This is a genomic window from Bartonella sp. AP7XZML (assembly GCF_042195745.1).
Classification (GTDB): domain Bacteria; phylum Pseudomonadota; class Alphaproteobacteria; order Rhizobiales; family Rhizobiaceae; genus Bartonella.
This window is the reverse complement of sequence record NZ_JBHIOT010000005.1, coordinates 1-14,900: the sequence shown is the minus strand read 5'-3', so window position 1 is coordinate 14,900 and position 14,900 is coordinate 1. Positions and strand designations below refer to the sequence as shown.

General features: G+C 35.6%; 9 protein-coding genes, 2 tRNA genes and 1 pseudogene. 8 read left to right on the top strand and 4 right to left on the bottom strand.

Going from position 1 to position 14,900, the window contains the following annotated elements; all coding sequences use genetic code 11:
• Positions 1–822 precede the first annotated feature (822 nt).
• The 7 genes and pseudogenes from ACFILT_RS00585 to ACFILT_RS00555 form a co-directional block, all read left to right on the top strand.
• Positions 823–1,296 carry a hypothetical protein gene (locus ACFILT_RS00585; RefSeq protein ID WP_375679416.1) on the top strand — a complete coding sequence of 158 codons (474 nt, stop codon included), beginning with the start codon at positions 823–825 and terminating at the stop codon, positions 1,294–1,296.
• A 53-nt stretch (positions 1,297–1,349) separates the two neighbouring features.
• On the top strand, positions 1,350–2,030 hold the full coding sequence (locus ACFILT_RS00580) for a hypothetical protein (protein WP_375679415.1): 681 nt from the start codon (positions 1,350–1,352) through the stop codon (positions 2,028–2,030).
• Positions 2,027–3,058 carry an ATP-grasp domain-containing protein gene (locus tag ACFILT_RS00575; RefSeq protein WP_375679414.1) on the top strand — a complete coding sequence of 344 codons (1,032 nt, stop codon included), beginning with the start codon at positions 2,027–2,029 and terminating at the stop codon, positions 3,056–3,058. Before ACFILT_RS00580 ends, ACFILT_RS00575 begins: the two co-directional genes overlap by 4 nt.
• 1,175 nt (positions 3,059–4,233) lie before the next feature.
• Positions 4,234–5,139, top strand: a complete 906-nt coding sequence (locus tag ACFILT_RS00570) for a hypothetical protein (protein ID WP_375679412.1) — start codon at positions 4,234–4,236, stop codon at positions 5,137–5,139.
• Positions 5,132–5,443: a hypothetical protein gene (locus ACFILT_RS00565; RefSeq protein ID WP_375679422.1), complete on the top strand. Its 312-nt coding sequence runs from the start codon at positions 5,132–5,134 to the stop codon at positions 5,441–5,443. Before ACFILT_RS00570 ends, ACFILT_RS00565 begins: the two co-directional genes overlap by 8 nt.
• On the top strand, positions 5,362–6,351 hold the full coding sequence (locus ACFILT_RS00560) for an MFS transporter (RefSeq protein ID WP_375679411.1): 990 nt from the start codon (positions 5,362–5,364) through the stop codon (positions 6,349–6,351). The genes ACFILT_RS00565 and ACFILT_RS00560 overlap by 82 nt, the downstream gene beginning before the upstream one ends.
• Positions 6,352–7,096: 745 nt before the next feature.
• Positions 7,097–7,667 (top strand): annotated as a pseudogene (locus ACFILT_RS00555) (integrase); the annotation flags it as partial.
• A gap of 680 nt (positions 7,668–8,347) precedes the next feature.
• On the opposite strand, the gene ACFILT_RS00550 reads toward ACFILT_RS00555, so the two are convergent.
• The 4 genes from ACFILT_RS00550 to rplU all read right to left on the bottom strand — a co-directional run bounded on the left by ACFILT_RS00550 (position 8,348) and on the right by rplU (position 14,404).
• A tRNA-Ser gene (locus ACFILT_RS00550) sits at positions 8,348–8,437 on the bottom strand.
• Between the two features lie 1,254 nt (positions 8,438–9,691).
• Complete coding sequence (ptsP, locus tag ACFILT_RS00545; RefSeq protein WP_375678792.1) at positions 9,692–12,223, bottom strand: phosphoenolpyruvate--protein phosphotransferase; 2,532 nt, start codon at positions 12,221–12,223, stop codon at positions 9,692–9,694.
• Between the two features lie 1,419 nt (positions 12,224–13,642).
• Positions 13,643–13,912, bottom strand: coding sequence for a 50S ribosomal protein L27 (gene rpmA / locus ACFILT_RS00540; RefSeq protein ID WP_375679410.1), 270 nt, complete (start codon positions 13,910–13,912; stop codon positions 13,643–13,645).
• Positions 13,913–13,924: 12 nt separating this feature from the next.
• Entirely contained in the window at positions 13,925–14,404 is a 480-nt protein-coding gene (gene rplU / locus ACFILT_RS00535; RefSeq protein ID WP_375679409.1) for a 50S ribosomal protein L21, read from the bottom strand.
• Positions 14,405–14,689: 285 nt separating this feature from the next.
• Between rplU and ACFILT_RS00530 the strand changes: the two genes are divergently transcribed.
• Positions 14,690–14,779 (top strand) — tRNA-Ser (locus ACFILT_RS00530).
• Positions 14,780–14,900: the final 121 nt, after the last annotated feature.

Here is a 14,900-nt window from a genome sequence, read left to right as displayed (position 1 = left end):
AACGAATTCTAGTAGAGTTTCTGAGGATTACTCCTATAGCGTCGTGTAAATGTATAGAAATGAGTTCGATCTCAGTATATTATTGTCCTAAGAGCTGGTACTGGATTGCTCTACATAGAAATCTAATGAAATCAGCTCTATCTTTTCTCAAACCACTGCCCTCGCTATAAGCATTTGATATCCGATCCCGTCAAAAAGCAGCAGAGCAATTCTTGGAAAACATCGCTGAGATATTGAAATATGCCTTGCAAAAGCGTTTAAATCAAATGTTTCACTATATTTTTCGGTATATTCATAAACTGAAATTAAGAATATTATAATAAGACCTCAAACAACGACGACGCCCAAATCAGCCGTAATAAAGCCTCCTAAAACTGAACCAATAATACCTCTCTATCAGACAGACTACCATGTAAAGGTTTTAATACAATACCTTAGCGCTAATGCCATAAATGTTTCTGATAGATAACGAAGTTTATTGTCACAACAACATCTAACAACGGTCAATAGAAAAACCTAAACCTTGAGTATAAATGGAGGAAATCTTAAGAGTGCAAACACAGCCCTCCCAAGAACATAGCTATACTGGTCATTTAGCGAAGAAACTCCTCATTGGAAAAGCACCTCACAAGAGATACAGTAAAAATACCAACCGCCTCCGCTCTCAGTTTCTCCAAAATTAGCTATCGCTATGATAAACGTTATCGTTCAAATCTGTATCATGCTTCTATCGAAAAAACTTGACATGCCTAACAACACATATATTAGCTTTTTGTAAAAATGTATAATGTATAGCATGTGTATTTAACATGGGGGGATAATGTGCACAAACAACTGATGTTTCGGTTTTATGGGCTTGTTGTCCTGCTGTATCTTTCTGATATGGTTTTATTTTTAAGTAATCTTTGGAATGCTTATCGCATAACATCCTCATCGGTTTTCCTGGGCGTAACCATGGCTTTGGGCACCCTTATGCCCTATCTTTTGAAAAAAAGCGGTCTTGTGCGCATTAAAGCCTCACTGCGGTTGGTCGATTTATACAAAAGGCGGATCATTATCTATAGCCTTCTTTTATTGATTGCTCTTTTCCATTACGCTGATTCCCCCTTTGGTTTTATCGCTGTCTCTATCTCTATCGGCTATCTCTCTTTGATTACCTTAAGCACACTCGAGACTTATAATACTAAACTAGCACTTAGTGGTTATATTAGCGCCCAAAAGGCTTCCCGCATTATGCAGACAGTGGTGCAAATTGGCGCATTTTTGGGAGCAGCACTAAGTGGTTATCTCTTATAGAAGCGACCAGCCCTCGAGGGGCAGCGGCTGAAATCGGTTATAATGGTTTGATTGTGACACTTTGTGTGTTTGACATCATTATAAGCCTTATAGCCGGATATATTATATTTTGCGATGAATACAACGCTACAGATACCACAGCACTTGCAACTGGTAAGAAGCCAGCACCTACACCGCAAGCGGATGGACTCTCCCGTGAGCTTAAACTTTTATGCGTCTGCATAGGACTTATTGGCTTTCATATTTGCGCTTATAATACGCTGGCAACCATTCTTTTTCAGAGTGTGAAAAATTTTGGCTCTGAATACTATGGGCTTTGCAGTGCGGTTGCGGGCATGGGCGCTTTTTTGGCTGCTTTTATCAAAATCCCTCGTTTTGAATTTATTCTCCCAGCCCTTATATTGAGCGTAGCTGATCTTATTTTTAGCACCACACAATCGCCCTATTTGGCTGTGGTCTTTTGCTTTTTTATTGGCTTTTCAATGAATACCATGCGAATTAATGCCCGCAAACATACGATTGAAGCGACCAAAACAGAGGCTCAAGCAGAGCTGGTGGGAAGCTATAGCGGCATGCTTTATACTCTCTCCCAGTCGGCAGGTTATGTCATTCTTGGTCTTCTTACAAGCTCTGCCCTTATGGGTCCTCAAGCAGCTGTTTATCTTCTGCCCCTTATAGGGCTAATAATCTTTATTTATGTTCTTTTCCTTTTATCACAGCGGAACAAAGTATGAGAAAACCTATTCTTATTGTCGACCCTTTCTCCACGGGTGCCCTCTATGGCCCTGCTTTGCAAAAATTAGGCTATGCTTGTTATGGTGTTGTCTCTCACGCAGCTCCTTTTTCACACTTTATGCTTTCTTATCAGGGAAAGGGCATGGCAGAAGCGAAGCTTCATAGTGTAGATGAGATAAAGAAACGCTTTCCTATCGGCACGATAGAGGCTGTAATAGCGGGTGCCGAAAGAGGTATCTATTGTGCAGAGCAATTGGCGGCTTATTATGGTTGTCTTGGGAATAACCCCTTGACTACCGATTGGCGACGGAAAAAAGCAGCGATGCAAAAACGTCTTTGTGAAAATGGTTTATCTTACATCCGATCAAAAATTCTTACAAAAAACGATTGTACTCTCGATGGTTTTGAAAGCCACAGCGGCTATGTGGTAAAGCCAAATGATTCTGCAGGGAGTGATGGTGTTTTGTTTTTCTCTAATCTTGAGGAAGTAGTAACGTGGGCCTCTGAAATCGACTGGAAGAAAAAAAATATTTTTGGCGCACCTAACGAGGCCTATTTGCTTCAAGAAAGATTGGAGGGAGAGGAATACATCGTCGATGCCGTTGTAAAGGGAGAGGCTATAAAAATATGTAGTTTGTCACGATATAAAAAAGGTATTCATAATGGAAGTACTTTTGTTTATGAAACGCTTGATGTACTTGATTCTCAAGATCCCTCTTATGCCCCTCTTATCTCTTATGCAAAACAATGCATTCGCGCGCTGGAGATTGAATATGGACTTGCGCATATGGAAATCATGCAAACAGCTCGTGGTCCAGTGATGATCGAAGTAGGAGCCCGCCTCCACGGAGGAATTGCACCCACCTTGTTCGCGCATTGCTATGAAGATGGTTTACTTGAAAGCTCCGTTAACCTTATTGCAGGCGTGTTTTCGCAAACCCCAAGTCGCTTTAAGAAAAAAGGGCGTATTATCTTCCTTATCAACGAGATCGACGGTCATATTATAAAAGATGTTAACGTATGGTAGCAAAAGCTTCATTCTTGGGAAAATGTGGTTCATTTTATGCTCTTTTTTAAAGAAAACGAGCCCCTCCCCCTAACCATCGATTTAAATACCTGCCCAGCTATTATAGCAATTTGGGGACACAGTGATGATGAATTATCAGCTTTGGAGAGGATCATTCGTAGCAATTTCTTATAAAATACAGCAATTGGGAGGAAAACATGGATTCAGAAGCGCAAATAATTGAAAATATAGACAAATATTAAAAATGGATCCAGCTTAACGGATTAAACAACAAAGAAATAATTTTGTTTACAGCTTTATTGTCGAGCATTCGCGGATGGATTCTAGTATTATCTCTATCTAGAACTCCCTATAGGCAAGAGGCAGAAAAGTTATCAAGCATACTTAGTATACCTTAATGATAACTGCTATTACCATGCGTGATGGCTCTAAAATGTAGATGGATTTGAACTTTTAAATAATTTTTTAACTCTTTAATCACTTTATTTCCATACTTTTTAAATAATATTCAATAACTTAAGTAAAATAAATATTTTTATTTTGGGTTTTGGTGTGTTGTTAATCTAAAGCATATGAAGAGAATATATTAAAGAATAAAAATGTTTATACATCGAGATTTAAGCTCTGTTTTACAAAAGGAGGACTATTATGACACAGACGAATCTAGCTATTAATCCGTTGTTGCAAACCAGTGGAGAGATAGTGCTAAATGTAGAAAAAGTTGCATAAGAACCTTTAACAAAAATGATTAAAATTTAGATAGAGTTACAAGGTATGAAATAAATTTTTTTCTATCAGCTCTTCAGTTTTCTTTGGTTAATTTATTTATTCTACCTATATCATTGCAACTTTCCTCTAATGACATCGTCTATCATTAGAGGGAGATGTGTGATTGTTTTTCGGGTTGTAACAGCACATGGGTTTCGTGATTTATTTTTCCCATCAGAAGAGTTATAGTTGAACAAGTTTTAAAATACATGGCATTCCATATTGTGTGCATATAAAATTTTCAGGATGGGAGTGTTGAGGTAGTGTCTTTTCTTGGAAAGACTGTACAGCAGTTACTAGAAAATCTAGGAGAAGAAGAGCTTATTTTTAGAACAGATAGAAATTTTGATTATAACAATTAATTAAACCAAAAGAAAAATATTTATTCTAAAGTTGATGATAAAATTGTGGCAAAATATATTTTCGATAACCATAAAGAAAAAGTTAGGGAACATGTTTTTATTAGTAAGAAAGAATATCATTCATTTGTCTCGCTAAAAGTTAGCAAATTCATAGATAACTTTTTTAGTTTTTATAGTGGTGAGAAAGTAATTGTCGGAGTCAGCGGGGGTGGAGACTCTAATACATTATTACAAAGTTTAATAGAAGTTGGAATACCTAAAGATTCTTTAGTTCCTGTAATGATGTTAGGAATACCAGATTGGGATACAGGAGTTTCAAGAGCTCAAAAACTTTGTACTGATATTGGTTTAGAATTGCACCTTGTTCATTCAAATGAAGTTGGACAATTATTGGGGGTCACAGAGACAGATTGGGCGGGAAATTTTAGAAAAGCTTATCCAGAATCTGACTTAGAGGTCATTGGAACTTTAGCAGTTCGGCTAGCTTTATCTCATGTTGCTAGAAAATTAGAAACCAATCTTGTTGTGGTTGGGCTGAATTTAGAAGATCTGCTTGCTGAAAGTTTTTATAATATCATGAGAGGAAAGAATATTTCTCCTTTTCCTGTGCGTGAAGTAGATGCTATTCGTATTTGTTATCCATTATATCGTTGTCCAAAACGTATTTTAGATGGTTGTTACCCGAAATATGCTTTAGAAAATTATTTAGCAAGAGATCGTAGCCATATATATTGGAGAGCAGTTTCTTATTATTTGTCTCAATCTATGAGCACAATATTGCCTGGTATAGAATTCATGCTAATAGATGGCTTGCAAAAAATGAGTACCCGTAATGCATTTGAATGCAAATTTTATGAAAAACTAGGATTTAGTGCCGAACCACATTTAACAACAGAAGAAATTACAAAATGGCTTAACGCTTTATCTGGAAATAAGAAAAGTGTTGCGTAATTCTGTTTTTCTTATGATTTTGATTGGATGTTTAACAAGTTTTTGTGCTGGTAGTATATTATCTATTGGCCTTTCTTTATTACAATTGCAAGATACAACAGGAGAAGCATCTGCTACTCTAAATGTTGTTAATTTAATTGCAATTGGAATTGCAGGCTTATGTTTGGGAAACGTGTTGTCGCGCTACCAAGGCTTTATAATTGGATTTTATAGTCAAATTATTTGTGCTGCCTTGCTATCTTCCTTATTATTTATAAACAACTCAGTACTTATTTTATTTGTGTTTTTTTACTTGCTTTATTGATGGGAGCTGATAACCCAAATAATAACACTGCTTTAAATCAATTAATTTCAGACCCAAAACAAAAAGCTAGTATTTTTGCATTTTATACGAGTTGCTGTCAGTTTTTTATTATTGTGTCTCCATTGCTTATATATTTTATAATTGCGCATTTGGGACACAAAATAGCTATAGCTTTTATTATCTTTATTTATCTTTTAAATGCCAGTTTATGGTTTTATATGAAGTCTATACAGCAAATAAATAGGAAAAAAGAACCATCAAAAAGACCAATTCAAAGATCTTATGGTGTTGGTTTTAAATGTCTTTGGCAAATTTATGCTTTGCGGTTTTTGACGATTAATCGTATCTTGAATAATTTTCTCTATACAGGCGCTATCGTTTTATTGCCACTTGTTCTTGCATCGATAACATCAGATAATATAAAATTTACAGCCATTCAAAATTCTGTTTTTGCTTTGTCAGCACTGGGTTTTGTAATCAATGGCTTCGTTTCATCCTATTATTTACGGAAATTTCCATCTTTAGTTCGTTTTTTCGTATGGGGTGCACCAGCTTTCGCAATAATTGCCATCTCTTTTGTTTTATATTTAAACTTTACCCAATACTCTCTCTATATCATGGGTTTTTTATTAGGAATTGGGCAATTTTATTTTAGGGTATCTGGGATAACAATTGGTCAAGCCGTTACACCTAGTGACAATTTGGCTGAGGTAATTTTGGTAGGTGATGCCAGCGTGCGCATTATAACAGCTTTATTTTCTATTTTGCTTTTATATGCAGCACACTTTTTTTCATTTTCTATCTTATACGAACTTTGTATACTCGTAGGTTTTTGCGCACCTTTATTTATTTTACAGGGGCTATCCATTTACCTAAAAGGCCTTAGCCATAAAAAAAGCGTTGCATGAATGATATTCAATTATTACGCCAACCTTTATTCTGATTATAGTAATAGATAAATATTCATGATATTAATTTTAAATGAGCACATTGCACAAGAAAAACTGAAGTTTTTGGTACCTCTGGTGTAGATAAAACGAATTTAGCCCGTTAATAAACGAAATTGCAAATAGCTCTATGATCACCATTGATTCTAAAGCTTTAAGTTGGTGATAATGGTAAAAATCATTCAATAATATTCGAAAAAATATTTTATAATGACAAACAAAAGCTATGCTTGAATGATCTCTTGGCTTCATCGGTTGAGTGACGGTGCATTTCTCCATTATGGTCGATTGATAGAGTTTTCCTGTTAAGTTTGAGCATACTGAACGTAACCACATGGTCAAGATTCCTCCTTCCAATGTGGCCAACTTTGATCATAAAGTAGATTCTCACCTGATGAAAATTGATTGCAGAAATGCAGCTTCGTGAATAAACAAGAAAAAAAAGTAAACATACGACCCATCAACTATTGGACAAGACATTGATTTATAATGATAATATATCGTTATTCATATTGAATTAAAGACCCGAATATCGTAAGATTTCCTCATTTCAAATCTATGTATGTTGAATCAATTAAAATCACTTGTTTACACACCACAAGCAAGACTAGCATGTAGGTAAAAAACTATTAAGAAAAGACTAAGAATACCTCTCATGAATCGTCTTAAGTACTAAGGGCTGTCGCAACATCCACGAGCTGGCAAAATGTGTGATGGTGCCGGCTTGCTCTTTCATAAACTTAAAGATGGCACTGCTCAATAGCTTTATCGTTATACCATTCACGGACATCGCCGTAAAATGGGCCTGGGTGCTCTTTGAGAGATGTTTCTTTTAAAAAACCGTGAATTGGCAAACCAATGGCATTCTGTTTTACGTGAGGGGTGTTCCCTCATTCAAGAACGCAATAAAAAAAGCATGAATCAATGCATAATCTTCATTATTTAAAATATATTACTTGAGATCTTTAAAAGTCGTAAAGCAGAATTAAAAGGAGATGGGAAGTGTTTTCTATCCTTAAAACTTCATATTCTCTCTAAATTAGGCTATCTGCTCGTTTTAGAAATTACCCAAAGAGATATATAACACATTTGCTCCTATTTGGCATACAAAATCTGAAACAGCAGAGAAAGCACTCATCCGCCTTAATCCTTGTCTAAAACATGCTGCGGCATTAGATGTAGATGTTTATTTACAAGCAATAACAAAAGCGCAGACTTTGTTAGGGAAACAACGCCATAAAACACAAAACTTTCCAGAAATGGATTGGAGAGCCATCAGTCAAAGCTCCTTGTGCTCATTTTTGGAGATCGCACTCAAAAACAGTATCAGACAATGGTTACCAACTGGTTAAAAACGGTGTTCTCGCAATTCGTAAAACCAAATGATAAATATCACTGCCCTACATCAGCCGCTATAAAATACAAACAATTTAAAATTGAATTTACAGCAGACAAAATGCTGTTTGTGTCCTGTAGAAATGCCAAAAACAGCGAAAACCGGAACACTTAAAGATGAAAATCTGAAAAAATAACTCTGTAGGTAGCCTTACAAGCACTGGACAAGATCAATGTCCCCATGGGAGAAATACAATAAAAAACAAAATTTGACTAACAAGTCCAAACAAACTTTCAATCTCTCGGAAGATCCAATTTCCTTGTCTCAAAAAATATTATAAACCCTTCTTTACCCTTCACGCAGTTGTAGAGCCCGCTCGTTAACAATGCTATACTATTAGATAGACACGAACTGCCCTGTTCACAAGCGATTGATGTTTCTTGTCTAAAGATTCCGCACTTCCTGTTTCCAAGTACAAATCTTTTCAGAAAAGAAGCAATAAAAGAAAAATTAAAGAGTTTTTATAGAGATCCGATCAACAAAAAATATCAAAAAATTTCGTACATTCTAGGATTTAAAGGTTATGTGATAAAATATATATAAAGGTTTGTTTATCATCAATGGCGGAGAGAGAGGGATTCGAACCCTCGATATGGTTTCCCATATACACGCGTTCCAGGCGTGCGCCTTCAACCACTCGGCCACCTCTCCAGAAGTTCGCACTATACCCAGAAAGAAATAACGTGCAAGTCTAAACTATACATTCAAAACCCAAAAAACAAATTCATTTATTAAAGTAAGAGCTTTTATCTGTTGAATAACAAGCACTTCCCTTCTTTTTAAGAAAAAACTTTTTTCGTGGATAGGTTTGTAGAATACAATAATGAGAATAAAAAGATTGTCACCAGTTATAAACTTTCATGCTCATTTACGCACTTTCTGCTTCACAAAAAAATACTTCTCTTAAAATTAGCATACAGTCCATAGTTTTACACAACCAAATAATTAAAATCACTTACTTATAAGTCATAGGAAGGGATGGTATGTGGGGGAAGAACATTTTAAGAGAGGATAAGTGGCTCTTATGCATTTTCTTAAATAGCACGAATTTTTGCAACATTGAGAGCTGTAAAATAGTGTGATGGTATCAGTTTTCTCTTTCATAGGATTACATAATAAGCCCTATTCTAAATCCTCTATTCAATTTCACACTTCTATATTTAGTTGATACTAAAGAAAATAAAATTCAGAAAAAAACTTTGCATTTTTAATTTAATATGTATGAATATATTTTATTTTCTAAAATGAAAAAATAGTCTCATTTTGATTAAATCCAAAATAATAAAAATGCAAACCTGTTTTCATTTTTACCATATACTCTTAAATTCAGCTTTATAGTTTTTAAAATATCTAAAGTAATCTCAATTATTTAAAAAAATTACGTATTACTTCATACTTTTGATTATCGCATTCTTTAAGCGTGATATGGTCTCATCACAAAACAGAATACTCTAAAAATACTATTTTCTTTCCCATCCACACGTTTGTAAAAAAACATCTCTTAAAGCTTGCCACATCTACCTCATACGGTATCTATGAATGGTATAAAATCTATTGGATAACATCATCTTTCCTTAAATAAAAAGTAAAAGCCAAGTACTATCACGCTATTTGTCGCCTAATGTTACAATATCTATTGCTATTTGAGAGAATGCATAAAAGGAATTATTCTTTCTTAGAGTGTTTTTATCCATACATTACTCCTCCTTGTAATGTATAAAAGAGTAATTTTTATTAATTAAATATAGAGAAATTTAAAACGAAAAAAACCTACAATATTCAGGGTTCTCATTATGTAAAACGATAAATTACCATTATAAATTAATATACTGTATTAATTTTTACAGCACTAAAGATCTGATTAGTCTGCAAAATGAGCTCGTTCTTTCCCCTTAATGTTCTTTATTACCTTATATCCTTGCTTAGAGCACGTACAGCTCGTGCAGTTTCACATTGTAATGCTTTTTGTGCTAAAATTTTCATATCTTCAAAACTATGAGTCTGTAAACACGCCTTTACTGGAGAAATATCGCAAGATATCATAGAAAGCTCATGAATTCCCAATCCAGTCAAAATCATTGCACCAAAAGGATCTCCAGCCATACCACCACATACACTAACCCAACACTTATGTTGTGCAGCTCCCTGAATAGTCTGATAAATCATACGCAAAACTGCTGGATCAAGGCTATCAGCTTCAGACACAAGGTACGGACTTTGCCGATCAACAGCCATTGTATACTGTGTTAGGTCATTGGTTCCAATTGAAAAAAAATCAACATGGGCGCTTAATACATCTGCCATAATGGCCGCTGCTGGAACTTCGATCATAATACCAAGTTTTAATTTTGGTGCATCAACATCGTTGCGGATTTCCTCTGCAATCTTTTTTATAGCGACAATCTCTGAAACAGACATGACCATCGGAAACACAATCCATAGATCTCCACCCTCTTTTGCCGCTCGATATAAAGCACGTAATTGAGGCACCAAAAGATCACGTCGACGTAACAAAAGCCGCGTTCCTCGAACACCTAAAAAAGGATTGTCCTCTTTAGATAAATGTAAATGCGTAACCTGTTTATCTCCACCAATATCAAGTGCACGAATAATTAATGGCTTATCTCCTACAGCTGTAATCATCGCCCGATATATATTAAATTGTAGCTCTTCATCCGGAATATATGGATTCTCTAAAAACAAAAATTCCGTGCGCATGAGTCCAACACCTTCAGCCCCCAAATCAAGCGCAACAGGAACCTGATTTGCGTAGTTGACATTAGCCATAATACGAATTCTTTGACCATCTATCGTTTGCGCTGGTAATCTACACGCACTTATTTCACTGACACGTTTTTGCGCAACAGTATCAATATGCCTTTGAGCATCTTCAACGTCTTCAAGCGTAGGATTAAGGTAAATAAACCCGTTATCGCCATCAATAATAGCCTGAATATCAGACTGAATTGCTAAAATATCATCACCTGCAGCAACAACCATTGGAATACCAAGAGTACGCGCCAAAATAGCTGTATGAGATAATGGACCTCCCCATGCTGTTGCTAATCCTTTTACCCTTGTACAATCAAGTTGTGCTACATCAGAAGGAGAAAGGTCATTTGTAACCAGAATTACACCATGTGGAATATCATTTAAAAAGAACGATCTATAGGATGGATTGATTTCACCTAAAACACGTCGACCAACATCAACTAAATTAACAGCACGTGCTGCTAACAAAGGATTATCTACCTTAAAAAACATATCTGAAAATTGACGAACCGCTCTATCCCAAGACCAAGCGACACCATGACCTTCCGCTATAAAACGATAAGCTTGAGCTATTAAATTTTCATCTTCAAGCAAAACCATTTGCGCAGAAAAAATCGCAGCAGAATCTGCTCCCATACGCACTGTAATATCAGAAATCACAGATGCCATTTTATGTTTTGTTTTTGTAAGAGCATTTTCAAGACATGCTGCACCAGCTGCAAAATCAATTGGCTGATCTATTATGGAAATATCATTTTGCCTTAAAACAAAAATCTTACCAAATGCTAATCCTGAACTCGCTCCAACACCAGAAATGCCTTTTTGCATAGAGCGTGGATACCAACCATGAAAAGCCTTTGTTTGAGATTCCATTGCTCTTATCAGACATTTTTCACTAATACTCACTTTTTTTGCAATAGCAATGGCATCATTGAGAAGTTGTGCTCCTTCTGCAGCATCTGTAGAAAAAATCAGAACATCACCGTTTTTTACTCCTAATTGCAATAAACCAACCAAATTTTTCATTTCAACGGTATATTGACCATGGCGAACTCTGATGGAACTTTGAGCCTTTTTCGCAAAATCAACCCAAAGAGAAGCTGGTCGTGCATGAAGACCACTTGGATAATCTAAAGTCCATTCCTGACACACAGAAAGGTCACCAATAAAAGTTTTTTCTATCTTCATATTTTGGTCAAACAAAGTTGTAACAATTTGTTGTTTGTCCATAGTTGTTGCAAGTACTTCAAGCTGTTTTTTATCAAATAAAAGAGACGTCAATTTTTTACAAATTTCTCTATAGCGATCTGGACACGCTGCAATGGCAATAACCAAATATGCTTTCTTGCCATCCTGCCACTCAACACCAGCAGGAACCTGTATAACAGCAACAGCATCCTTGATAATTAAATCACGATTTTCAGCCATACCATGAGGAATGGCTATACCATTTCCAAGCCAAGTATTGGTTGTTTCTTCACGTTCAAGCATGCTTGCCAGATAACACTTATCAACTGCACCAACCTGCACAAGCAATTCAGCGGCAGCATAAATTGCATCATTTTTATGATCAAAAGCAGCTGCAAGTTGTACAGATCTTATAGACAAGATTTCACCATCAGCAAAATCTACATTCATTGCTTCTGCTTTCTCATATCTCATCATGAATTCAAATTGCCTCACATTTGAACACCAATATCTCTGATACATTCCTTTTCAAAGCTGCATTTCCCAAAATACAAGCTATAAATACCACCACAGCTCTCTTTATATTTTACAGAATATAGCTAAGTGAGGTGCTTAAATACCTCAATATAACCGATAAAACAATTAGATATTATTATCCACCTAAGTGCTTAAAACCATCATAAACAAGTCTGCCTCTTACTCTTTTACTTTACAAAGACAAAACCCCGTTTTTTACAGCACCAATCACCTGAAAAACTATGCTTTCAAAATGCTCTTATTATCCTAAGTTGATCCTAAGTTATCCAACATAACTTTTCATTATTTTTCCTACAAGAAAGCATCCTTCCCAATCATCCGTAACTTCAGCTAATATTTTGATTGATTCCTCAAAGTTTATTTAACCTATTATCCCTCTTTATAAATTCATTACATAATTACAAATTGCTCCATGCAACTTATCATCTTTAAAATTCCGTGCTGCCCATCTTATGATATCAAACCCTCGATATATAATATTTATATATTTTAAGCTACACCTTTACTTCAATCAACATCGCAAATACACAATACCCTCTGTCGCACATTTGCAAAGTACGAACATCCCCCCAAGCACTATCATCAATTACTAAAATAAAGAAAAACTCTACAAATAAGATAAATAAAGTAAAAAATGAAACGCAATGATTGCCTTAACTCTAGCTCTTATGCTTGTTTATTTTCAACAATACACAATAATAGTGAAATCAGAAAAAATATTTTTGAAGGGCGCTGATTGCACGTTGGTTATTTTTATATCTTTAAACACCGTCTTCCTTAAAAATATAATTTCACTCTCGATTTACCGAAAATTCCTTAATGCACGTCACTTTCAAAGTAGTTTTGACTACCTTCTTATGGATTTTTTATCCCTATGTCTTTTTAAATGAATAGCCCCACCTATCCACACTACCACCTAAAAACAGTATGACAACTCATCAATACCACAATGCCGATAAAAAGATCCATCTTTATCAAAATGATTACATCAATAATGCTCTCATTAAATTTCTCATAATTTTCTGAAAACAAACTGCTTCTCTTATAAGAAATTACTCGACGCTTCTTCATACATAAAAAGAAAGTCTCTCCTCACTATTATTATACAGAAACTTATCAACAAACTCTATCATAATATCAATATGTTCAGTACTTAAATACTAACATAACAGCGCAGAAACTTTTTCCCTCATTGATAAAAGCCATTTCCTCAATTCTACCTTTTTCGTATATCTTCTACATTTATTATAGTACCAACGCAAAAAGGGAAAGATAAGACTCTATCTTTCCCTTTTAATACTTATAAAACCACAACTATAATTCAATAAAATCCTGTTGATTGCTAGAGAGTGTTACAGATTACTCTGCTGCCTCCAGCATAGGAATGACTGAAACATAGAAACGATTACCCGCTTTGCGTTGAAAAGAAACCTTTCCATTTGATAATGCAAAAAGCGTATGATCTTTTCCAATACCAACATTGTTACCAGGATGCCAACGTGTACCACGCTGGCGAATAATAATATTTCCGGCAATAACGGTTTCACCACCAAATTTTTTAACGCCTAGACGTTTCGATTCTGAATCACGACCATTACGCGAGGAACCACCAGCTTTTTTATGTGCCATAGACGCTCTCCTTTAATCTTTCTTACTCTTTGATGCTACAGACGCTTTCTTCTGCGGCGCAGTCTTTTTTTCAACTGTTTTTTTAGCCGTCTTCTCAACAGAAGCAGCAGCTTTTGTTTCTTTTGGTGTAATTGCTTCTTCTTTTATCGGTTTTGCAGCAACTTTTTTAGGTTTTGAACCACCCATTAAAATTTCTAAAACACGAATCCTCGTAAATTCTTGACGATGGCCACGCGTGCGTTTAGAATTTTGACGACGGCGCTTCTTAAATGCGATAACCTTGCGCCCACGTGCCTGTTCTAAAATCTCAGCTGTCACCAATGCATCAGCAACGACAGGGGTACCAATAACCGCATTACCTTCTTGCCCAACCATTAATATGTCATTGAATTCAACAACATCACCCGCATTTCCACTAACTTTTTCAACTTTTACCACTTGATTAGCAACAATGCGGTATTGCTTACCACCAGTTTTAATGACTGCGAACATTTTTTATCCTTCCGTTCACTCCAGCTCTTATTTAATTTCTGCCTTGAAATAAGGGAAAATAGGCTGCTTTTTATCAGTCGTAATAGATCCCAAAGAAGGATAAAACCTTCTTCAACACAAATATGCGCAGATTTCCCCACGCTTATATTTTGTATATATGAAGGAATTTCTATTCTCTGTCAATAAAGTCCCATAAAAAAGAAAAAAAGGTTGTACCAAAAACAATTGAAGGTTATCTACCCCTTATACACTCAAATAGTGCCGATTTTTGTTTCACTTTATTATGGAGAGATGGCTGAGTGGTTGAAAGCACCGCACTCGAAATGCGGCATAGGGGCAACTCTATCGGGGGTTCAAATCCCTCTCTCTCCGCCACAGTTTATAAAGCGATATTATTAAAACTGTCTTTAATCGTTGTAGCTTGCCAGCAGGTTTTGTATATTTTGACACTAGGTTTTGTACCAATTTATTTTTTCTCAAAGAGTTTTAAAGATGT

Excerpts from the sequence above, each read along its gene's own strand:
- ACFILT_RS00575 (WP_375679414.1), top strand. The coding sequence starts at position 2,027 with ATGAGAAAACCTATTCTTATTGTCGACCCTTTCTCCACGGGTGCCCTC.
- rpmA (WP_375679410.1), bottom strand. The coding sequence starts at position 13,912 with ATGGCACATAAAAAAGCTGGTGGTTCCTCGCGTAATGGTCGTGATTCA.
- ptsP (WP_375678792.1), bottom strand. The coding sequence starts at position 12,223 with ATGATGAGATATGAGAAAGCAGAAGCAATGAATGTAGATTTTGCTGAT.
- rplU (WP_375679409.1), bottom strand. The coding sequence starts at position 14,404 with ATGTTCGCAGTCATTAAAACTGGTGGTAAGCAATACCGCATTGTTGCT.